Origin of the sequence: Flammeovirga sp. SJP92 (assembly GCF_001583495.1) — a bacterium.
Taxonomy (GTDB): domain Bacteria; phylum Bacteroidota; class Bacteroidia; order Cytophagales; family Flammeovirgaceae; genus Flammeovirga.
This window is the reverse complement of the sequence record NZ_LQAQ01000044.1, coordinates 1-23,101: the sequence shown is the minus strand read 5'-3', so window position 1 is coordinate 23,101 and position 23,101 is coordinate 1. Positions and strand designations below refer to the sequence as shown.

Sequence of the window (23,101 nt, the reverse complement as noted above, 5' to 3'; positions counted from 1 at the left end):
TATATTCTCGGTTACTCGGTGGTTAGAATTTGTAATTCCTTGTAGGCCATTTCAGAAGCGACTTCTGCTTCTATTTTGGCAATTCGCGTTTTCTCTAGGAGTTCCTCAATGGCGAGATAATCATCAATTTTAGCCTCACCCCGCAGGAACTTTTCTTTGACTAAGTTTAATATTTCAAGTTGATTGGACTCTTGGCTCGTTAACAATTTGAGTTTTTCTACAGCAAGTAAATAGGTGGAATAAACGCCTACTAATTCTCTTTCAAGTGCTTTCTGCTGACTGAAATATTGAAGTTCTTTTTTTCTTAGTTCATGCCTAGCAATTCTAATCCTATTGTTGAGTGATGCAAATGAAAAAAGATCTAAAGAAAGAGTCACTCCTATATCTGAAAAAGCAGAAATCTGTGTTGCAACACCATCAGAGGAGTATCTAAAACTACTTACGCCAATGGTAAAAGAAGCCAGCCAGCTTTTTTGAGTAGAATGTAATGCTTCTTTTGCGGCAAAAATATCCTCTTGCTGTATTTTTAATGAATAGGCGACGTCATATCTTAATTCCTTAAGTGAATCGAGTAGTTTATAATTTATATTAGTTTCAAACTGTGCATAAGTTTGAATTGAATATAGCATAAATAGTAATGATAATATGGTGGTCTTTTTGATATTCATTAATAAATGATAAAAGTTTAGGCTAAATTTCTAGGACCTCTTTTCTAATTGTTTAGTTGATTATAGAATTTGAGTACTATAAGAGTGACGCACATGTTTTGTGCTTTAATTAATTTAGCAAACTTTTAAATGAATATATACTCTATGCTGTATTTCAGTTTTATTAGAACATAGATTATTAGAAAAATACTATTTTCAGTATTACAGAAAAATTCTTATCCATTTTTTTAGGCATTAAATTTCTTTTTCAACCTTAAGAATGGCTTTTCAAAATAGAAAAATGAGAAATGCGAGAGAATTACTGTCAAAATAATACAAGTAAAGTTTATCAGTAAAATCAAAGAAAAATCACTTAAACCCAACTTATTTTCTAGCTTCATGACCAAAAACAATACAAAATTAATTGCAATCATATGATACATATAGACACCATAAGAGATTGTTCCTAGATAGTTCAAGAGTTTGTTATTGATGATAAATAATTTTTCATTTGAAATATTCAGAATAAATATTCCAAAAAATGGAAAGCTAAACAAGTGAACAAATACATCTTGGTTAAATACAAAAGCATCTGTAAAAAAGTATCCGAAAAACATAAAATAATAAACCAAACGTAGGATATCATTCTTAATGATCAAGTAATTGATCTTGCCTTCGTAATGAAGTACCGATAATAGTCCACCGAATGACATATAAAAATAAATAAAATGATATTTTCTAAGGAAATCGAACCCTGGAAGGAAAAAGAGAATAAAGCTGACAATAGTAAATACAATTAGGCCAATAATGAATGGTCTAGGTTTTGATATTTTTGCCAATGGTGCCACCATTAAGTAAAATTGCTCTTCAATACCGATAGACCATAAAACGAGTAAAATTGCTCCAGGGGCATACAGTACTTTAAATACATTTGGTAAAAATCCAATACACCAAGCTAAACCTTCTACGATGGAATATTCTACAGGATATTCAATATTGAATGCTGGAAGAATTAAGCTATAATACGTAAAGCCAAAAAGGAGCACCACATAATAGACGGGATAAATCCTCAATATTCTCCGAACATAAAACTTACGTATGGCCACATCACCCTTCTTCAACTCTTTATACAATTGGCCAATAATTAAATAGCCACTTAGTGTGAAAAATACCCAAACGGCTTCTTCCCCTTTATGAAAAATGGGCCAATCTGAAAAGGAAACTATATTGACAGTTTTAGAAATTTCGGGGATATGAAAAATTACAACACACAATGCAAGAAAACCTCTTAGGGGTTGTAAATTGGGCATTATTTTCTGATTACTCATTCTATTCTTAGCTAGTGAAATAGAAAGATAGAAACAATTATAAAAAATGACGGGTAAACGCAGTTGATACAGTATAATTATGCAATAGTTTCTACAAATAAACTAAACAGCACTTCTTTTGTCAGTATAATACCTTGGTAAGTTTCTTCATTACTTTTTTGCTTCTTGACTTCAAAGCAGGTCCGTAATAGGGCAAGTTATCCTCTAATATAAGATACAACTCATTAGCCAATTCAGGGTATCGTATTACATATTTTGAAAGAATTTCAATAGCATGGACTTTTACGGCAATATCTGTTTCTGTGTTTTGAGTCAATTCAAAAAGATAATCCACCCACTCTCCTTCTTTTTCTACTGAAAGTGGCAGTGGAACCACAGATCTCAGCACTGAACGTTTTATCCCTTGAGTTTTAACATTTGGCAACCAAACTACAATATCATCCCTGTGCTTTTCAAACCATTGATTTTCTCTATCACAAACTGCAGATAAGGCCCATGCAAGTTGATTACCATGTGGGTTATCATGCTTTTTCAGCTCTTCATAAAGCCAATCACACCTGCCCTCTTTTAAAATATTATTTACAAACTGATCTCTGTCTTCTTTTGAACTAAAAAGCCTTTCCATCTTTTTTAGGGTTTATCTTTGTGAATTTGCATTCATTTCTGTGTTAATTAACATCAACATTAGTATTTATTAAGTTAATACATCTTTACAGCTTACTTTTCTATGCTTGTTTAAGGAAATGAGGTTTTTATATTTGAAATAGGATATGTGAATTATGACTCATTTATCAAATCAAACAAGAAAAAACATATCTGCGAAATAATTGATTTGTTGTTGTTTTTGCAAGCCTGATTTTCGATATACAATAAATATCAATAATTAATTCTAGCAAACAATATTAATAATAGACTTAACTAGCATTCACCTTGAGAAAATTTGAAGAAATACCCGGTTTTCCAGATTACATGATTAACATGGACGGTCTCGTTTTGTTAAAACAAGACTATGAAGAAGGTAATTTTAACTTTTTAAAAGCTTATAAATGTAATGTTACACAAAAACTTAAAGTTACTCTAAAGAAGGAAAAAGAAGGAAAAAAAATTAAAAGTACTGCTTACTTGCATACGCTGGTTGGACGAACGTTTTTGCCTATTTTCAATCCCAAAGGAAAAAAAGTTTGGCACATCAACAGAGACATTTATGACAACAGTGTTGAAAACTTAAAGTGGGTTCCATTAAAAGGAAAACAGGAATTTAACTATGCTCCTGAAAAATATGTAAAGAATAACAGACTCTACATTCCAATACCAAAACTTCCGTTTTTGAGTATAAACTCGAAGGGAGATGTTTTGTCTTTTAAAAGTGGAAACCCTAAACCAATCAAACAAAGATTGAATGGAAAAATCTCTTTCTTTGACACAGAAGACTATGAAGGTAAACGACACACAGTATACCCTCATGTAATCATCAGAGAACTATTTGGTAAAAAGAAACCAGAAAAAGAGGCTCCGTCAGTTTAGTAGTTTGAGTACTATTAAATGAAGCATGTTATTCTTCTGAATGAAGTTGAATAACATGCTTTTCTTATTTTTATCCTTTTAAAAAAGACGTAAATTGTGCCTATGAAAGAAATTAGTATTACTATAATTTTTTTATTACAGGTCGTATTTTGCTTTAGTCAACCCGTCATTCCTTCCGTTACCTCCTATGATAGAATCAATTATGGTGCAGGAAGACAGAATTGGGATATTGCTAAGGATAAAAATGATATTATCTACATTGCAAACAACCAAGGTCTCCTTGTCAATATCAATGACACCTGGGAACTAATTCCAACTGAAAATAATGATGTGATCATCACATTGAAAGTCGAAGATGACATCATTTGGTCTGGAGGTAATATTGAGTTTGGTTATTATTATAAAAACGACAATGGCACTTTAAAATACAAACGCTGCGGTGCTGTGAATGGCGGTCAGATTTGGAATATTGAAACCACAAAGGAACTGGTCTATTTCAGAACAGAAGAGCAAGTAATTGTCTACGATAAGAAAACTGAGAAAGAGATCAGAGTCAGAACCAAAGGAGGCTTTTCAAGCTTGAAGAAGTGGAACAATACCATTTGGGCCACTGACAATGAGAATCACCTAGGACATATCATTGAAAATCAATTTATAGCTGTAGATTCTTTAACTGAAAACCAAAAAGTAAGAACTCTTTTTACTCATAAAAACGAACTCTATATACTCTATACTAATGGCTCCATTCATTCTTTTAATGGCGGTATTTTTCAAAAAGTGATTGACCTTCCTGAGGAAATTTACAAAGAAGGAATATTCTGTATCAAATCATATAATAGTGAAAATTTACTCATTGGAACCATTTCTTCAGGGCTGTTTATTTATTCATTAAATAAGAAAAAAATTATACAACATATTTCTTCAAAAGATGGACTGAAAGACAATACGATTTTAACCGTCTTCAATGATGAAAATGGAGATATTTGGTGTGGTTTGGATTATGGGGTATCAAAAATTGAATTACAAAGAGAAATTAAAACTATTTTCAACAGTGGTGCTACTTATAAAATCCTTAATGTTACAAGAAATAATATTTTACTTGCTACAAATAAAGGACTTTATCAATCTAAAAATAATGAACCGTTTCAGATCATCCCCAATTCGCAAGGGCAAGTTTGGAACATTAAAAAACTCAATAATATCTTATATGTATGTCATGACAAAGGGCTTTTCCAACTTAAAAACAACCAATTAATACCGCTCTATACGGCAGTGGGTGTTATGGATATTTCCATGATAGAAACAAATTACTTTTTGTCCACTTATTCAGGGCTTTATCTTTCTAAAATACAAAAAGGAAAACTGAATATTGAAGAACACTTGAAACACCCCGGCAGTCCAAAATTATATCATGATCAAGAGCATAAATGCATTTGGGCAAAGACCAACAATGGTATTTTACATCAATATCAATACAATTCAAATCATGCATTTTCTGTACTACAGCATCCATCTGTTCAAAGAATATTTCCTCAAAACAATGGTGAATTATTATTTTTAGTAGATGGAAAGGTTACCTCATTCAATCAGGGCCAATTTGAAGCCATCAAAATACCTTCATTCAATAACCTAATAGATCATCAAATGACTGCTTTACAAATTATTGATAAAGGATTGACATATGCATACATCAGTAATGAAAAACTGCATATGAGAATCAATATTGTAAACGGAAATTTCTATGATTACAGCAACCTTTTTAAATCCCTACAAAATCAATTTTTGAAGGATCATGAATTTATTTCTTTTTATGAAGGTGAACTCCAAATAGCTACTGAAAGAGGAGTCAAAACTTTTGATCCAAACTCAAAGTACAGATCAATAGATCTTCCAGAACCAGTCATTTCTAAAGTGATAGTATCAGATAAAATGAATGTAAGTCAAAAGCTGATGTATCCTTTTATTGACAAAATAATTAAGTTGAAAAAAAATGAAAACAATATCAAGTTCATTTTTGGTGTAGCAAAAGACAAAAATGATATTGTAGAATACAGAACGAAACTTATTCCTTTTGATGATCAATGGTCGGATTGGGGGATTACTAATGAAAGAGAATATACTTTGCTTTCTGGTGGTCATTATGATTATGTTGTGGAAGCTAAAATCAATAATAGCGCACCTATTGTCACTTCCCTTCCCATTGAAATACAAAAAACGTGGTATCAAACTTTCTGGGTTACCTTACCCCTGATTTTTGCACTTTTCCTACTTTATGTTATTGTTATGAACGCCTGGAAAATCATGAATCAAAAGGCGGCTGTAAAACAGAAAAAACAGCAAAAAATTGACCTTGATAAAAAAACACTTGAAATAAAAAATGAACAATTAATAAAGTACGCGGAAGAACTTTCAAGAAAAAATGATTTCTTAAGACAGCTAAGTGATGGTTTATCCATCATCAAACATAAAAATGCAAAGCTATGGATAGATAGAATTGATGATGAGATGAACAATGACAAGAAAAACTTCATTTTCTATAAACTATTTTCTGAACTTCACCATGATTTTATCGTTCTGCTCAACGAAAAATATCCTCAGCTAACTTCACATGATCACCGATTAATTGCCCTTATCCGTTTTAATTTGAATAACAATGAAATTGCCAATATCATGAATATTACCAACCGAAGTGTAATCATGAACAGGTACCGTTTAAGAAAGAAAATGGGATTAGATAAAGAGGTGGACCTCGATAAGTTTATCAAAGACTTAAAATAATTCTATCTAAGACCAAGCCTACTCTAATTTTATATTAAAAATACCAACTTGTGGGTATTTCATTCCATCTATAATTGCACTAACTTTCAGTGTCTATATTGTATTCATGCAACTTATCTAAAATGTACAAATTCCTTATTATTGACGATCACGAGTTATTTAGTAACGGGTTGAAACAAATAATAGAAAAATATATACCATCAGAAATAATAACCATTCATGATCCTATACTCTCTTTGTCTTACAATTTCAATGACTATGATTTAGTCTTTGTGGATATGGATATGCCGAATATGAAGGGGTTAGAATTAATTGAAAAAGTGATAAAAAGAGGAGAAGTCACTAAATACCTTATTATATCTATGCACAATAAACCTTCTTTGATCAGAAAGGCCAAAAAGCTGGGTGTACAAGGTTATATGCTTAAGGATGATAATGTAGAAGACATCATAACAGCAACGGAGGCAGTGCTGAAAGACAAGGTATATATGAGCCCGAAAATCGAGCACGAAAATGTAGATATTAATAAAAATTTCACTCCCATTTCACCAAGAGAAGAGGAAGTGCTAAAGTATATCGCAAAAGGGAAAACAATGAAAGAGATTGGGGAGTTATTAAACATAAGCCCCGATACTGCCATTACTCATGGCAAAAAAATCAAACAAAAATTAAAAATTGATTCAAAAGCCGGTTTAATAAAATACGCCGTGGAAAACCTTTTAACTTAATAATGTATATTCTTTTCACTAACATATTGCTACTACTTTTTACGTTTAATATTTACGCACAAACGGACACCAACTTAATTGTATCTCATTGTACTTTATCTGGCTTTGATATTGAAAACTTGTCAACCGCTGAATGTTCTGACGAAAATTATGGGTTTTTAGACACTCAATATCACAAGATTACAATTCATAGTACCGTAGCAGAAAATTACGTCTTAAGGTTTAATTATATCCTTTTCGAAGACTTGGAATTATGGAAAGTTGACAGAAGTGGTACAACACTTTTGGTTGACATGAAAAATAACTCCAAACCTACAACATATGACAGAAGCTTAGGGCTTCCTATATTGTTCAAAATGAACGGAACAGAAGTTGTAAATTTTTATTACCGTATCAATAATAAAGGATTTCCTGTTGACAACCTCTTTTGGGTAATGACAGAGAAAAATTTTCTGCAGGAAGTTGAATATGAAGAAAGCATTAAACTAACTACAAGGACTATCGTGATTAGTTTGTTGTTTATTGGAGCAATACTTGGCTTAATTATCAAGGAAAAACTTTTCATCTTTTATACTTTAAGTGCTGTTAGTGCATTCCTCTTTTTTGAAACTGAAAGTGGTCTTATTACTAATTATTTGAGTCATGAGTATTTTGACTTTACAAAATACCTCCTCATTACAAGTTCATATGCTTATGCTATTTTCACATTTTATTTTTATGTGTATTTGATTTTTAATAACACTAAAAAAATCCCAAAATATACTTTCAAGATCATTCATGTGATTGGCGTAATGGGAATTGTTAGCTTCTTGATGTATCCTTTTACTTCTTATTACCCCAACACTGTAAATTTCATAGTTGCACAATTATCAATCTTAGCTCCGCTTGTTGTTACCTTTTTATACCTTATTGTAATTGTAATTGGGATTAAAGAAAAAGAAAGTCTAGCTATTCCTACATTAGTGATATTTGTAGTGACCTCCCTTTTTGTTATTATCTTTTCAGTGTTACCCAACATGGGTGCTTACCAGAAATTCAATATTACGAGAACACTTTATTTTATCATCTTCACCATCAATATAATTTATTATCTCTTATTGATACTAAAGAAAACATCTTCCATTATTCAAGAGAGAAATGATTTACAGATACAAAATCAACTGATTCAGCAAAAGTATTCTTTGGCTGTTATCAAAGGTCAAGAAGATGAAAGAAACAGGATTGGAAGGGAACTTCATGATCATGTGGGCGGTAACTTAGCATTGATCAATAAATCTAAGGACCTGGACAATGATAATGTTAAAGAGATTTTGAAACATACTATTAAGAGTGTTAGAAGCTTAAGTCATGGGTTGGTTTCTCCTGAATATGACAAAGAGGATTTTGAAGATATTTTACTCGATATGTGTGCAAAATACAAAAGTAATGGTTTGAATATTCATGTCAACTATTCAATTGATATACCTATAAAATCCCAAATGGTCAAAAATCATTGCTATAGAATCTTGCAAGAACTTTTCAGCAATGCTATCAAACACAGTAAATCAACAGACGTATTCATTGACTTAATGCTTGATAATGAAACACACAAAATGAGTATTTTCTATGAAGATAATGGTGTGGGCTTCAACACATGTGATGTTAATGAAGGCATAGGTTTGAAAAATATTAAATTTAGGGTAAATGCTTTAAATGCAAATGTAGCTTTCTCTTCAGAAGACAAAGGAACTTTTATTACAATTTCAAATATCTATATCTATCAATAAATTCTACTTTTTTATCTTTAAAATCAAATAATTTCTGTCTTCAAACATAGTTTACAGAAAGTTGGTATGATGTTTTCAATGTGTAATGTGGTTATTCATTAAAATTATAATTGATTGATTTCTTGTTCTTTACACACTATTTCTAAAGAAATCCTTCTTATTAACTCATAATCATGCTACACTTTAAAATAAATAAAATAACAGGTTTCCTGTTCTTTGCTCTACTACACTTTAATATTTTTGCCCAATCCATACAACAGCAAAAATGGACCAATACATCTTGCGGTACATTAAGTTTTTTTGAAGATAGCTTATTGCTTCATATTCAAGAGAACTCATTTAATTTAAATGAGTTCAATACTGATGAAGTAGACATCACAGTAAAATTATATGCCAATTATTATGACATGCTTTCTGATGATATTCAAATGAAAGATCAAAATGGCATCTATATTTCAGGTGGTATGTATGATATACAAGTGACTGCCAAAGGGAAAAAAGTCAATTACCAAAAAGAAATAAAAGTTTCATACATCTCTGATGGAACAGACCATTTTAATGGTTATCAATTTGATGCTATCAAAAAAAGATGGAATAATCTTAATTCACCAGTTTTGGATTATGCTTCAACAAATACAACTTCTGATGATTGGGGAGCACTACAACCTAGAGCAACTAATTTTGAAGGATTCATTGAAGGTGAAGATGACTGGGGTGATGAATGGTCTGAGGGGTATGCTGAATCTCAATGGCTTTACAAAACAATGAATATCAAAGGTAATGGGTTGTTTAACTATGACTACCTTATTGGGCAAAGTGAATTGATTACTTATCAAGTAAAAGTCACGAATAAAGAACTAAAGAAAATTTATGTTTATTATCCTCACCTCAATACAGTCATTTATTATTATATCAATTCAGATAATATTGTGGAAGATTTTGCCTTAGTAGATACTGACTTGTCTAATATTAGAATTTTCACTTTTGATCCACTCAAAGAAAAAGATAAAGTGAAAATTGGAGAAATCAATAAGTCTCAACTTTTGAAGTTATCTAAAGAAAAATTGAATACCATTGAGTTTGAGGTGTCAGAACACCCATTATCTAAAGCAACTCTCGATCAAAAATTTGCTTCTATTTAATATGAGATTTATTGCATACCTAATTATTCTTTTTGTTTCGATTCCTTCTTTCTCACAAGTGAAATATAAAGAAGTACATATCAATACTACTTTTAAAGGTAATGAGGCTTATAAAAGTATGGCTTATATTATTTTAGAAGCAGTAAAAGAAGGAAAATTACCCATCTACACTCCACTTAATAAGAACAAAAGAACTACTTTTGAAACGTTGATGTATCAACTTAGAGGATGGACATTTATAGAAATTGATCCTACTTCAGAATTCTGTAACACTACAGATCTCACTGAAGCTTCACTTCTTTTTGAACAAGATTACATCTTATATTACGATGACTCCAATGTGATGAAAGATTTTAGTCCTTCTCCCGCATATATTCAGTTTGTCATATTGCAAGACGCTTCCAATTATTCTTTTGATGTATTGGGACCAATTTTTCATTTTGATGATATCAAAAAAGCAAAGTTGAAGCTGAAAGGAAATTCTCAATTTTTACATGACATGATACAAAATAACCAATATCAAGGGTATGAAGTAATGAATAACGGCCAACATGTTCCTTTCCACTTTAGTAAACAGTAAAAAAATATTTTAACAACCAACTTCAACTATTACTTCTACCCTACTTATTATTTTCAATTGCGGGATTTTTGAGCTCTTTTGAAATAGTAAAATAAACCTTTGAACCTTTATCAAGAACGGACTCAATCCAAATTTTACCATAATGGAGTTCTACAATTTTCTTGCAGAATGCTAGCCCAATACCACTGCCATTATATTCCGTTGATCTATGAATTTTAGTAAACATTTGGAAGACTTCTTTTAGCTTATTTTCCTTAATTCCAATTCCATTATCTGAAATGCAAAAACGCCAATGCGTAGCATGTTCTTGCTGACTTATTTCTATTATTGGTTTCACATTTGGATGCTGAAACTTTATGGCATTTGAAATCAAATTTTGGAAAACTTGTCGAAGTTCCAAAGGCATACATTCAATTTTTTGTAAATGAGTTTTATGAATATTCACCTTATTTTCTTCTATTAATTTCCCAAGGTCTTGTTCTACCAATTCAATCATCTGATAAATATCTACACGTCTAAAATCAGTTACTTGACCCAGTTTTGAGTAGGCAAGGAGACTGTCAATCATAGAATGCATTCTTTCAGAAGATTGTTGAATAAATGAAAAGTAAATATTGATGGCTTCATCATCAGGGTTGTGGTATTCTTCTTTTATAATATCAATAAAACTATCCATAGTTCGAATAGGCTCATTTAGATTATGAGAAGCGATGTAGGCAAAATGATTCAATTCTTCATTCAGTGTTTCCAATTGTTGTTTTTGATGATCAATTTCAGAGATATGATTATTGATTTCATCGTTGAAAAACTTGATCATAAAGAAGAGCAATATCACTGCCATTGGTGCCATCACCACAGAAAGCATTGTTCTAATAGAACTATCAATTTCAATTGTAAATGATGACCAATCCTGATAGCCAATAATCAGCAGTAGCACACAAATCACTAAATAGATATAACTGAAATAAGGCGAGTCTTGTGGTTTTATTAAATAGGACAAAGCAATGACTACGAAAAAGAACATTTCAACCCCCACTCCATCTCCTAAGAACAGTAAGAAATAAAAAATACCAGAAATAAAGCCAATCATAAGAAAATGTCTGGCGAGTATGATTTCTCCTTTATATGAAAATACCATTCCCACGGGGTAAATAAAAAGTGGAAACAAGAAGCCCCAACTCTTTTTCAAAATTGAAATATCAATAATATAAAAAGTGATAAAATAAAAGGGAACAGCTCCGAACATCACAATTAAGAATAAATTGGTAAGTTGGACTTTTGATTGTTCCTCTTTGGACTGATTTTCAGAAACTCCAAAGTTTATCACTTTCTTTATATTATTCATTTTAATGGCACTATTAGTTTTTCAAAGTCTTTAAATTTACTTTTTATAGCGGTAATGCCCTATAATTTCATAATCAAAAAGTATATCTTCTTCAACTTGGCCACTTCCCATATTATGGATAATCATGGGAATTTGTTTAAAAAATGTTTTGTTTGCTGATACAATTCCTATATGAGTTAACCCACCACCGAAAGACCAGCAAACTATATCACCTGCTTTATAATCAATTGCTTTTTCAGAAATAGGTAATACAGTGCCGAATCTACTAAAAAAGGTCATTAAGTTGGGAACCCTTCTATGATCAATATTTTTATCTGTTCTTGTTAAGCCCCAGTTCTTTGGGTATTTACTAAAGTGAGCTTTCATGTCTTCATGCACTTCTTTCTGCAAATCAATTCCCATTTTTCTATAAGCCCTAATCACTACATCCGTACAAACTCCTTTATTGGCAGGAACATCTCCATTCGGGTAATCTAAACTAAAGTAAGAAGGGTCATAAACTACATACTGTTTTGTTAGCGTTAGTGTTGAATCTGCAAGTTCTTTATAAAAGTCAGTTTGACTAAAAGCAGATCCAGAAGAAAAAATAAATAAAATTAGGTGAAGCAATTTTGATTTCATGACGTAATATAAAACAGAGATCCAATAATTTAATTTAGAGTATATAAGTACTAATACAAAAGTATTTTTGGCTTAGTACTTATCACAATTTGCAACTCTTGTTCCAAATTGCTACGCCCTTTTACATACATAATAACCTTAATTGAAGAAAAATTGAGTTCGGAATAAAGTTCACTCTATTAAAAAGCTAAAGATAAAATGAAGATTAAATTTTCACGTTTTTAGTAGTTGCAATTTGATATTAAAAAGAAATTTCACTTTAAATAGCTATCATTTGCCTTACACCAATAAAAAAGACTTCACTTTTAAAAAATGAAGTCTCTTCTACTATTTCTGATCAATTAAATGTATCAAGGAAACTTAGGGAATTTAGAGAAATCTCTTTTCCTTTTCTCCAAGAAAGCATTTCTACCTTCAACAGCTTCTTCAGTTCCATATGCTAAACGTGTCGCTTCACCTGCATATACTTGTTGTCCTACCAATCCATCATCAATTAAGTTGAAACCAAATTTCAACATTTTGATTGCAGTTGGACTTTTTGTCATAATTTCCTGAGCCCAGTCATAAGCTTCTTGTTCCAACTCATCATGCGGAACTACTTTATTGACCATTCCCATTTCATAAGCTTCTTGAGCAGTATAAGTTGCACCTAAGAAGAAAATCTCTCTAGCTCTTTTTTGACCAACCTGTCTTGCCAAGTAAGCCGAACCAAATCCACCATCAAAACTTGCTACATCAGCATCAGTTTGTTTGAACTGAGCATGCTCTTTACTAGCAAGCGTCATATCACAAACTACATGCAAACTGTGACCACCACCTACGCACCATCCTGGTACAACAGCAATTACAACTTTATTCATAAAACGAATCTGACGTTGAACATCTAAGATGTTGAAACGGTTTACTCCGTTTGTTCCTTTATAACCAGTATTTGATCTTACGCGTTGGTCACCACCTGAACAGAAAGCCCAACCTCCATCTTTTGGAGAAGGTCCTTCACCTGTGATCAACACAACCCCAATTTCTTGACTTTCATGGCAAATAATTAATGCTTCCCATATTTCATCAACTGTTTTTGGTGTAAATGCGTTACGGCATTCCGGTCTATTGATCGCAATACGAGCAACTCCATTCAACTCCTTGAATGTGATTTCTTCGTATTCTTTAATTGTTTTCCACTCTAAATTTGCCATTGCTATATGTTTGTTTTTAAAGTGATGCTAATTTAAGAACTATAGTAGATAGAACTATACAATAAGGAATGAAAAATAGAGGATAGAATATATTTTTCACTATTTTTTCGATATGTACAGAACTTCAGTTCAATATTATCTAAGTAATACCCTTTCAAGTAAATGTTTATTTCATTTTTATTCCTTCCTCTTCCATCACATTTCTTAAACGCTTAGGAAAATCAGTGATGATACCATCAACATTTAATTGTATCATTTCTAACATATCCTCCTCCTCATTCACTGTCCATGGAATCAGCTGAATTCCTTTATCATGACACTTCTTAACGAGGTCAGCTTTGACATATTCAAAATAAGGGCTATAAATTTGAGGCTCAAAACCCAATAATTGAAGGTTTTCTTCAAAAGACTTTTTATTTTCTACAAGTAATACTGTTATCATATCAGGGGCCACACGATGGACTTCCTGCAAGGACTCAATATCAAATGATTGAATACACACCCTTTCCTTAATATCAAATTGACTAATTACTGTCAGCACTAACCCAACAAATTCTTTTACTGGCGGATGAAATTGATTATCATATTTAGGGTGTCTTTTTATTTCAATGTTATAGAGGGGCTTTTTAATACCTTTGGATTGAGCATAGTCTTCTGACTTTAAGATCATATCACTTAAAAGGGGTTTATGTGTCTTCATCTTTTTCTGAAGAGGAAACCTCGGATGAACTCTTGTTCCAACATCATATTTTTTTACTTCATCATAATTCATTTTATAGATATTATGATCATGTTCGTTCTCCTTTGTGATCTTCTCCCCATCAGGAGAAATGGTAATTTCATGAGAAAAAAAAGGTTCATGTGATACAACTACTTTTTTGTCTTTCGTAATAACGACATCTAATTCTAAAGTAGTCACACCTATTTCTAAAGCTTTTGTAAATGCTTCAATGGTGTTTTCAGGATAAATTCCTCGACATCCTCTATGACCTTGAACATCCAAAGTTTGAGGCTTATTGTTACACGCGGACAATAAAAAAAGGAATAGTAGTGATAGTTTTAGTTGTTTCATATTTAAAGTTAAACATATGGTTTTAAGATTTGGAGTTTTAATTCGAAATCCTGTAAGGTTTACCTTTTTTTAATAATGAATTGATGAAAAATTCACCCAAAAAGAGCTTCCTTTCTACACTCTTCATGTAGATGATGTAACCTTACAATATCCTTTTTTATGACGTATTAGACAATTTTTAATATAATTTGATGGCAGTAAATGTATTTCATAAATGTTATTATTCATTTATTACATAAAAAAAATCAAGTAATTTATTTTCGTATTTTGAACTAAAATAAACTCTTGATTGTTGAGTATGATGTAAACTTTTTAAACCAAGTACTACATAGATGTTCAAATTATTACCCCTTATTGTTTGCTCTATTTTTATTTCCAATATCTCAACTGCCACTACCATTCCCGACAGTCTTATGGTTGCAAACCAACTAATTGTAATCGATGATGATGGAAAGAAAAGAATTCTTCAAAAGTATCTTTCGTTGACAAAGTCGACTAAGTTTTACCATGAATACCTTAGTCAAATCAATCAATCCATTTTTAATATAAATGGGATATTATCAAAGTATAAATTGCATACTGATTTAAAATATGTGGCTGCTTTAGAAAGTCATATGAATCCTAATGCAGTAAGTCGGTCTGGAGCTAAGGGTGTCTGGCAATTCAAGCATGATACCGCGAAAGAATTAGGTTTAATCTATGAAAACTCTGATAAGAGAGGGTGTGTTACGGCTAGTACACATGCAGTCGCACAGTATTTTATGCATCACCTCAATTACCTTGAAGACGATTATTTGAAAGTTATTTTAGCTCATCATTTAGGTTTGCAAGGTACAATCAATTACATGAAAAGTCAGAGAGTAGAAAAACTTAATAAAATTAACAAGAACACACATACTTATTTGATTCATTACTTAGCCCATTATATGGCTTTGAATAAGTATTTTGATTAAAACTTACATATACTATAAACATTAAAATCCTCCCCATTTCTATTCATGAGGAGGATTTTATTTAGAAATAATCTAAGCACTTTTCTTTACAGATTTTTTCTTGGCTTTTACTTTCTTTTTGGTAGATTTCTTTTTCGCCTTTACTTTTTCTTTCTTCTTTGCTACCTTTTTATCAGCCTTTTTCTTTGCTTTGGCCTTCACTTTTTTCTTCGCTTCTTTTTTGGCGGCTTTCTTTTTTGCTTTGATTTTTTCTTCTTTCTTCTTGTTTTTCAACTTTGCCTCTTTCTTTTTAGAAGCTAGCTTTTTGTTCTTTTTCTTTAATGCGGAAGCTTTTAGTTTAATTACTTTGGTCTTTTTTTTCTTCTCTTTTTTCATCTTTATTAGTTTTTGCGTGAATGATTATTACGTTATAAAATTTAAACTCTCTATTCGACATATTTAAATAATTGGGTACCCAATCAGTTCACAATTAAGAAATTTTATTAACAATATGTTAATTTATAGGTAATTATTAAGAAATACTAATTAAATCTTAAAGTTTAAGGTTCATGGATAATTTTATAACAAAAAGGCCAATCATTTTTAGAAGAAATCAATTAGAGTATCTTCTAAATAATGATTGGTCTTGAAATTTTATATTATTGATAAAGTTTTAACTTATTTCCAAATTATGTTATTTCTGCTTTGGACGGAAGACTTTCATTTCCTCCTCTTTGGTCGTGATATAAGCCCCCTCTATTAAATCAATACAGTATGGAATTGCAGGAAAAACTACTTCAAGGCATTCCTTAATAGACTTAGGTTTACCAGGAAGGTTTACAATTAAAGCACTCCCTCGTGTTCCTGCTGTTTGACGAGAAAGAATTGCTGTTGGCACGTACTGTAAGCTTACTTGTCTCATTAACTCACCAAAACCAGGAAGCATTTTCTCACACACCACCTCAGTTGCCTCTGGAGTAACATCTCTTACCGCAGGGCCTGTACCTCCTGTGGTGACGATTAAACTACAACCTTTATTATCAGACATGTCAATCATTTCTTTTTCTAACAAGTCTTGCTCATCTGGAACAACTGCATAAACTTCTTCCCATGGAGTGGAAAGCCAAAGGTTCATTAATCGTCGAACTTCTTTTCCAGGAAGATCTTCATATTCACCTCTACTTGCTCTATCTGAAACATTGATAATTCCGATTTTTAATTTCTTTTCGCTCATTTGTATATTTTGTAATTTCTAAAAGTCGTTGAATGGCCCATTACATTATTCTAGGGTTATATTTCTTACCCGTGTTGATGTAAGTACTCAGAAGGTGAGCAACCAAATTTCCTTTTGAATGTAGTGGAAAAATGCTGTACATGAGTATAACCAAATTCTGTAGCAATTTCTGAAATTGATTGATTATTATTCAAAACCGCAATTCGGATTAATTCCATTTTATAGTTAGAATAATAAGTTGTAATCGAATGACCGAAAACGGCTTCAAATTGTTCTTCAATTTCTTCGGGTTTCCCTTTCACCTTTTGAATCAAATTCTCAACATCAGGTTTTACAGTCCAATTTTCTATCAGTTTATTTCTGAGTTTGAACAAATCATTCAAACTACTTTCATTAAAACTCACCTCATGACTTGGAACAGTAATTTTTTTCAAAGTATTCAAAAATAAATAATACAATTCCTGAATTTTCACAGGAAGTATTTTTGCTTTTAGTTTTTCAGAAAAGTGATTTACCTCTTGAAGACTATTTTTGAATAAGATAATATCACGATTTTCCTCAAAATAATTAAAGAAATGTTCCTTACTTAAATAATACTCTCCAATATCCTTGTCATCAATTTCAGTAAAAGATGCTTCTGAAAAATAAATATTGATGTTATAAAGCTTTTGTCCTTTCGGTATTTGATTAACAATTGAAATTTTCTTTGAACATGTATAAAAGCCATTGCTCTCTAACGACTGCAATGTATTTTGATATTTATCTCGAACACAAATAGTATTATTGAAAAAAGAAGCAAAATATTGAAAGTAGGAAGCATTACTGTAATCTAGATCAAGAATGATATCTCGATTTGCTACAACATTGTAATATATAAAATAGATGCTTGGGTGAATTTTATAAAAAAAGATAAACCCTTCTCCTTTATCACTGTCTACTTTTAATAAGTTGGGATGAATAAATTCTCCCTCAAAAAAATCTTTCAACCACTGTTTGTGCTGATTGTAGTCGTGTATCGTATTTGTATACATGCTGATAAAGTTTGAATTGTTTTTTAGTACCAAAATACAATCGAAATTAAAAAGAATTACAGACTATATAAAATGTATACTGAATAAAAGTCTGCTTAAGTTCAAAATAAAAATCAATACTTCCCACACTTTAAAATCTTCTTCAAATGTACTTCGCATTATCAAGGACAAGAAAAAACGCTCTATTTTTATATCAAATAAAGCGTTTTCCAGTATAAAATTCTTTAATTAGTAAGAAAGTGTAGCGTCCTTTGTCTCTCCTTTATTAATGGTCAATTCTGTTTTTCCTAAAACATTTTCAGCTTCATCAAATACAATAAAGTAAAGCGTAGTTTCAGAAGAATTAAGACTTAAATCAAAGTCTCCATTTAATTCAAAAACCGCTATTCCCTCAGTTCCTGTAGTTACATTTTTATCTGCGAAAAAAGGATCAAATGAAGTTACCCCTTGATCTAATTTCTTAAATAGATATACATCTACATCAGCGACAGGTTGTTCTTCTTTTTCCACTGTTAAGTTTACTTGAGTGGATACGTTTTCAAGTTTCTCATCCTCCTTACTACAAGAAAATAAACCTATTAGTAATACAAAAATGAAAAGAATTGAAGAAAGAAATTTGTTTTTCATTATTATTAATTTGCTTTACGACCTACTCACTTACGCTTTTCGGAAAACTCGCCTTGTGTTTCATTCAAAAAGTCCAAGGTTCTTTTTATATAAAAAAATTCTCATCGTAATCACCTGATTTGTGTTTTGAGGTGAATTAAGACAAAATTATGCTTTTTCAAGTGTAAAAATTGTAATTTCTGGTCGAACATTAAAGCGAACTTGCCATTTAAAACCTAATGCCCGATTAATATATAATGTTCTTCCATCAAATAAATCAATTTCACCTTGAGTATACCTTTTATTTAAAGTAGGTAACACTGATGCATTAAGAAATGGTGGTTTACATTGTCCTCCATGTGTGTGTCCCGCCAGAATCCAACCTTGATAACCGTTCCATACATCTAAATCACAAACATCAAGATTGTGACATAATACAATATTAGCTTTAGATTTATCATAATTTTGCATAACATCTTGAGGTTTAAAATTCACTCCTAGATAATCATCAAAACCGATAAAGTTTAACCCCTCTATTTCTTTTTGGTCATTATTTAAAACGTTAATCCCATTTTGAGAGAGTTTCATCGATACTTTTTCTGCAATAATTTTATCTGACCAATTCCTGCCATAATCATGATTCCCTAAAATACCAACTGAAGCAATTTTACCTTTTACAGCATATTTTAATACTTCTTCCAACTGATTCAGTTGATTATCATTATCATAATGAATATAATCACTAGTGTATGCTACATAATCAGGAGATAATTTTTGAGCTTTCTTAAATGAATCAATAATATAATTATAATTGAAGTGGTCACCAATATGAATATCACTAATTTGCATTAATGTTTTACCTACAAGTTCTTCAGGTAAATTTGAAATTGACATTTTCTTTTTTACATATTCAGCCCAAAAAGGTTCAACCTGCCATGTGTATAGTCCTTTAATTAATCCTGTACCGAAAACACCTAACAAACTTTTCTTGATAAACTTCCTCCTATTCATATACTTGCAATTAGTAACTATCTCTTAATATAGTTGGGCTATTTATGTAAAGTTATCTAGTATAGTTTAAATTTTAAATCAAAAAATTGATTTCTAAAGGTTAATTAACAATAAAGAAATCTTGTGAATTTGACACTTTTAATTATTTTTATTTATAAAAAATGAACTATTTATGCTCTTCATCAAGAAAAAATTTCTTTCTACTACTCTTTCTTTTTTCCTTATAATTCATGGATTATATGCCCAAAAAGAAATATTCCTTCGGTTAAATAATGAAATGCATTTGGAGGAAATTACAGATGTTTGCCAATCCAAGAAGTATTATTTTACTACTTCACAAGATAAAACTATTAAGGTATGGGATATAAAGAATGGGATGCTTATAAAAACATTAAGAATTCCAATTGGTGAAGTATTGAATGGTAAACTTTTCGCTTGTGCAATCTCAAATAATGAAAGATTGTTAGCTGTAGGTGGTTATACAGGTAAAAGTGGGCAACATAAGAATATTTATATTTTTGATCTGGAAAATTGGGAAATCAAACAAGTCATTTCCGGTTTGCCCAATGTAATTAGTGAAATAACATTTCATCCAGCAAATAATGATTTAATTGTAGGGTTCTATAGTAATTCTCAAATTGCAATTTATGGTGTAAAAAGTGGGATTTATTATAAGAAAAAGGTCTTAAATCAGCTGGAAGATGAAACTAGAAGTATTTTATTTGGTCCTAAAAATCAATTATTTATTGCTTCGTTGGATGGATATATTTATATCTATGATTTAGAATATAACTTAAAGAAAAAACTTAAAACTAAATATGATGCTCCAAGAGGATTAATTCTTAATAAAGAGAAAAATACAGCTTCAATAGTTTACCTCAATAGTCCAATAATTTCTCAGTATCAGCTATCCCAAAATGGGGAATTTAAATTCAAGAAAGATATTCAAATTAAGGATGCACATAGGATAAATACACTACTCTCGACAAAAAACAATGAATTAATTATCTCTTTTTCTGATAGTATTTCTAAGTACAAACAAAATATTGCAATACAGCATCCAGAAAAAGGAATTATCAAAAAAATACTTGTGGGTAATGGAAATATTACTCATATCAGACGAATTGAAGATCAATATTTATGTATCAGTAATCTTCCTGAAATCATTGTTTTAGATAATCAATTCAAAACTATATACCATAAAGAAAGCCATCATTTAGATTACTTCAACAGCAAAATGCACGATTTTGGTATTAATGAAACTGCCAATATAATAACTATCAAATCGAAGTCAGAAAAAATTAGTTTTGACATTAATACAAGAAGTTTTATTGCCCCTGAAGAATCTTTTTATTTTGCAAAAGAGCAACGAAAACATACTACCGTTAGCGATTGGAATTACTCTATGTTCCCTTTGATCAATGAGGATACTGTAAAGTTTATCAATGATTATGAATTCTGCCAAGCTGTTGATGTTTCTCAAGATGGTAAATTTGTTGCATTAGGTACACACAGAGGTATATATTATATGACTGACCAAAATGAATTATTATGGAATATTGATGTTCCTTCTCCTATTGTCAATATCATTATCACTCAAGATCAGAAAAAGATAGTAACTTTTGCTCAAGACGGTAGTATAAGATGGTACAATACTGAATTTAAAGCCATAAATGGTGTAAAATTAAACACTGTAAAAACAACAGGTCTTGCTTATAGTTCTGGTATTCGGAAAGGTGATATCATCCTCTCTGTCAATGGGTATCCCGTTTCAAATAGTAAAGAACTCTCCCTCTTGATTCAACGAAAAGGAAGCTATAGATTTAGCATTCAAAGAGGTAGTGAGATAAAGAATATTATTATCAATAAAACCACCTCGAAATTTGGATTCCAATATGCTCCAAAAGTCAAAAATGACTATCTGCTTTCTTTATTCATTGATCCTACTTCTCAAAAGTGGATGTTTTATACAAAAGACGGCTATTATGACACTTCAGTTGGTGCAGAAAAATATTTAGGTTGGCATGTCAATGTTTCCAAGAAAAGTACTCACTTCTATGATGTTTCCCGCTTGAGAGAGGCCTATTATCATCCTGATACTATTAATACTTTTATCACACCATCAACTGTACCTTTTAAAACTAGATCAATCAATAATGAAGATTTAATTGATAAACTCCCTCCTTTTGTAAAAATAAAATACCCAAGTATGGGTGAAACTGTTTCTAGCTCTAATCTCAAATTAGAATACACAGCAAAATCGTTAAACGGATCTGCAATTGAAGAGGTTAAAGTATTGGTCAACGGTGAGACGATTGACCAAAGTAGAGGATTACATTTGAAAAAAGATGAAGTGAGCTTGATAGATGTCTCACTTCCAAAGATGGACTGTTTTCTTCAAGTCATTGCCAAAAATGAAAATGGTTGGAGTGAACCGTCATCAGTGATGATAAAATGGAGCGGAGAGAAAGAAACTGCACCTAAACCTAACCTTTATCTTCTCTCGATTGGTGTGAGTGATTATTTAAATTCTGGACTTAATTTGAAATACGGGGCTAAAGACGCTAATGATTTTAAGACTGCCATCCAAACACAACAAGGTGGACTTTATCAGAATATTTATCATAAGTTGCTAACTGATAGTGAAGCTACAAAAGGGAATATATTGGATGCTTTGGAATGGATTCAAAATGAAACTACTAGTAAAGATGTAGCTATGATTTTTATAGCTGGCCACGGTATGAATGATAGAAATGGAGCATTTTATTACCTTCCGCATGATTCAGATTTAAACAGCATTCGAAGAACTTGCTTATTTTTTGGTGAGTTTCAATATACTATTTCTACCATTCCTGGAAAGGTTGTTTTATTCATTGACACCTGTCATTCTGGAAATGTGATTAATGGAGCACGTTCAACAGGATTGAATCTCACCAAAACTATCAATGAATTATCGGATGCTGAAAATGGAGCAATAGTTTTTACCTCATCTACAGGTAATCAACTTTCTGTAGAAAGTGATCAATGGAAAAATGGTGCATTTACAGAGGCTCTAATTGAAGGACTTAAAGGTAAAGCTGATCAAGACCAAAAAGGTGTTATTTATATAAAATCCTTAGATTGGTATCTTTCTAGAAGAGTAAAAGAATTGACTTCTGGCAAGCAATCTCCTACTTCAATCATACCTTATGGAGTGCCGGATTTCCCTATTTTTGTAGATTAATACAATTCATATTCCTTTATTCTTGTAAAGAGTACTAAGCCAAAATTAATTTTTGTTTATTTTTAGCTTAGTACTTATTACACTGTAAACTAAGTTTTTGTTATTTGTGGTATTTAGAAATCTGGAGATTTCTGATGATATGAAGGACACGAATGACGCTTACGCTTAACATTCGCGCCAGTGGGCTTTCTACCATTATAGTCTGGTAGTACTCCCACTGGCATTGAAGGGAAAAGCGTTAAGAATTTCATGAATTGAGCCGTTTAAAAATGATTTTCTTGTCTGAGCAAAGCGAGTTTAAAATCATTGAGGCGAGTGGAATGAAATTTAGCTTTTGACT

The 23,101-nt window shown here is 31.2% G+C and carries 21 protein-coding genes; 8 read left to right on the top strand and 13 right to left on the bottom strand.

Going from position 1 to position 23,101, the window contains the following annotated elements; translation table 11 throughout:
• Positions 1-11 precede the first annotated feature (11 nt).
• From AVL50_RS11440 to AVL50_RS11430, 3 genes are all read right to left on the bottom strand, one after another.
• Positions 12-629: a TolC family protein gene (locus tag AVL50_RS11440; RefSeq protein ID WP_062616639.1), complete on the bottom strand. Its 618-nt coding sequence runs from the start codon at positions 627-629 to the stop codon at positions 12-14.
• A gap of 266 nt (positions 630-895) precedes the next feature.
• Entirely contained in the window at positions 896-1,975 is a 1,080-nt protein-coding gene (locus AVL50_RS11435) for an acyltransferase (protein WP_062616638.1), read from the bottom strand.
• Positions 1,976-2,096: 121 nt separating this feature from the next.
• A complete protein-coding gene (locus AVL50_RS11430) occupies positions 2,097-2,600 on the bottom strand; it encodes a hypothetical protein (protein WP_062616637.1) in 504 nt (167 codons plus the stop codon).
• Positions 2,601-2,905: 305 nt separating this feature from the next.
• On the opposite strand from AVL50_RS11430, the gene AVL50_RS11425 reads away from it, so the two are divergent.
• The 6 genes from AVL50_RS11425 (at position 2,906) to AVL50_RS11400 (ending at position 10,493) form a co-directional block, all read left to right on the top strand.
• The gene (locus tag AVL50_RS11425; RefSeq protein WP_062616636.1) at positions 2,906-3,499 is read left to right on the top strand and encodes an HNH endonuclease; all 594 of its coding nucleotides are present in this window, start codon (positions 2,906-2,908) and stop codon (positions 3,497-3,499) included.
• Positions 3,500-3,601: 102 nt separating this feature from the next.
• On the top strand, positions 3,602-6,277 hold the full coding sequence (locus tag AVL50_RS11420) for a hypothetical protein (RefSeq protein ID WP_062616635.1): 2,676 nt from the start codon (positions 3,602-3,604) through the stop codon (positions 6,275-6,277).
• A gap of 122 nt (positions 6,278-6,399) precedes the next feature.
• Entirely contained in the window at positions 6,400-7,005 is a 606-nt protein-coding gene (locus AVL50_RS11415) for a response regulator transcription factor (RefSeq protein ID WP_062616634.1), read from the top strand.
• A 2-nt stretch (positions 7,006-7,007) separates the two neighbouring features.
• A complete protein-coding gene (locus AVL50_RS11410; RefSeq protein WP_062616633.1) occupies positions 7,008-8,771 on the top strand; it encodes an ATP-binding protein in 1,764 nt (587 codons plus the stop codon).
• Positions 8,772-8,944: 173 nt separating this feature from the next.
• Positions 8,945-9,913: a hypothetical protein gene (locus AVL50_RS11405; RefSeq protein ID WP_062616632.1), complete on the top strand. Its 969-nt coding sequence runs from the start codon at positions 8,945-8,947 to the stop codon at positions 9,911-9,913.
• A 1-nt stretch (position 9,914) separates the two neighbouring features.
• Positions 9,915-10,493, top strand: a complete 579-nt coding sequence (locus AVL50_RS11400) for a hypothetical protein (protein ID WP_062616631.1) — start codon at positions 9,915-9,917, stop codon at positions 10,491-10,493.
• 40 nt (positions 10,494-10,533) lie between these two features.
• Here AVL50_RS11400 and AVL50_RS11395 read toward each other — a convergent pair whose 3' ends face one another.
• The 4 genes from AVL50_RS11395 to AVL50_RS11380 all read right to left on the bottom strand — a co-directional run bounded on the left by AVL50_RS11395 (position 10,534) and on the right by AVL50_RS11380 (position 14,724).
• Positions 10,534-11,838, bottom strand: coding sequence for an ATP-binding protein (locus tag AVL50_RS11395; protein WP_062616630.1), 1,305 nt, complete (start codon positions 11,836-11,838; stop codon positions 10,534-10,536).
• Positions 11,839-11,874: 36 nt separating this feature from the next.
• On the bottom strand, positions 11,875-12,459 hold the full coding sequence (locus AVL50_RS11390) for a DUF1287 domain-containing protein (RefSeq protein WP_062616629.1): 585 nt from the start codon (positions 12,457-12,459) through the stop codon (positions 11,875-11,877).
• Positions 12,460-12,809: 350 nt separating this feature from the next.
• Positions 12,810-13,652: a 1,4-dihydroxy-2-naphthoyl-CoA synthase gene (locus tag AVL50_RS11385; RefSeq protein WP_062616628.1), complete on the bottom strand. Its 843-nt coding sequence runs from the start codon at positions 13,650-13,652 to the stop codon at positions 12,810-12,812.
• Positions 13,653-13,818: 166 nt separating this feature from the next.
• A complete protein-coding gene (locus AVL50_RS11380) occupies positions 13,819-14,724 on the bottom strand; it encodes a glycerophosphodiester phosphodiesterase (RefSeq protein WP_062616627.1) in 906 nt (301 codons plus the stop codon).
• 332 nt (positions 14,725-15,056) lie between these two features.
• On the opposite strand from AVL50_RS11380, the gene AVL50_RS11370 reads away from it, so the two are divergent.
• Positions 15,057-15,677 (top strand): transglycosylase SLT domain-containing protein, encoded by a 621-nt coding sequence (locus AVL50_RS11370; protein WP_082795762.1) that lies wholly within the window; start codon positions 15,057-15,059, stop codon positions 15,675-15,677.
• A gap of 72 nt (positions 15,678-15,749) precedes the next feature.
• Here AVL50_RS11370 and AVL50_RS32965 read toward each other — a convergent pair whose 3' ends face one another.
• The 5 genes from AVL50_RS32965 to AVL50_RS11340 form a co-directional block, all read right to left on the bottom strand.
• Positions 15,750-16,052: a hypothetical protein gene (locus AVL50_RS32965; RefSeq protein ID WP_062616624.1), complete on the bottom strand. Its 303-nt coding sequence runs from the start codon at positions 16,050-16,052 to the stop codon at positions 15,750-15,752.
• Positions 16,053-16,350: 298 nt separating this feature from the next.
• The gene (gene mog, locus AVL50_RS11360) at positions 16,351-16,890 is read right to left on the bottom strand and encodes a molybdopterin adenylyltransferase (RefSeq protein ID WP_062616623.1); all 540 of its coding nucleotides are present in this window, start codon (positions 16,888-16,890) and stop codon (positions 16,351-16,353) included.
• 65 nt (positions 16,891-16,955) lie between these two features.
• Positions 16,956-17,921: a helix-turn-helix domain-containing protein gene (locus AVL50_RS11355; protein WP_062616622.1), complete on the bottom strand. Its 966-nt coding sequence runs from the start codon at positions 17,919-17,921 to the stop codon at positions 16,956-16,958.
• A 228-nt stretch (positions 17,922-18,149) separates the two neighbouring features.
• Positions 18,150-18,548: a hypothetical protein gene (locus AVL50_RS11345; protein ID WP_062616620.1), complete on the bottom strand. Its 399-nt coding sequence runs from the start codon at positions 18,546-18,548 to the stop codon at positions 18,150-18,152.
• Between the two features lie 147 nt (positions 18,549-18,695).
• Complete coding sequence (locus AVL50_RS11340; RefSeq protein WP_216639038.1) at positions 18,696-19,508, bottom strand: metallophosphoesterase; 813 nt, start codon at positions 19,506-19,508, stop codon at positions 18,696-18,698.
• 307 nt (positions 19,509-19,815) lie between these two features.
• On the opposite strand from AVL50_RS11340, the gene AVL50_RS11335 reads away from it, so the two are divergent.
• Positions 19,816-22,761: a caspase family protein gene (locus tag AVL50_RS11335; RefSeq protein WP_172826818.1), complete on the top strand. Its 2,946-nt coding sequence runs from the start codon at positions 19,816-19,818 to the stop codon at positions 22,759-22,761.
• Between the two features lie 113 nt (positions 22,762-22,874).
• Here the strand turns inward: AVL50_RS11335 and AVL50_RS32960 are convergent, their stop codons facing one another.
• Positions 22,875-23,012, bottom strand: coding sequence for a hypothetical protein (locus tag AVL50_RS32960; protein ID WP_157491284.1), 138 nt, complete (start codon positions 23,010-23,012; stop codon positions 22,875-22,877).
• Between the last annotated feature and the right edge of the window lie 89 nt (positions 23,013-23,101).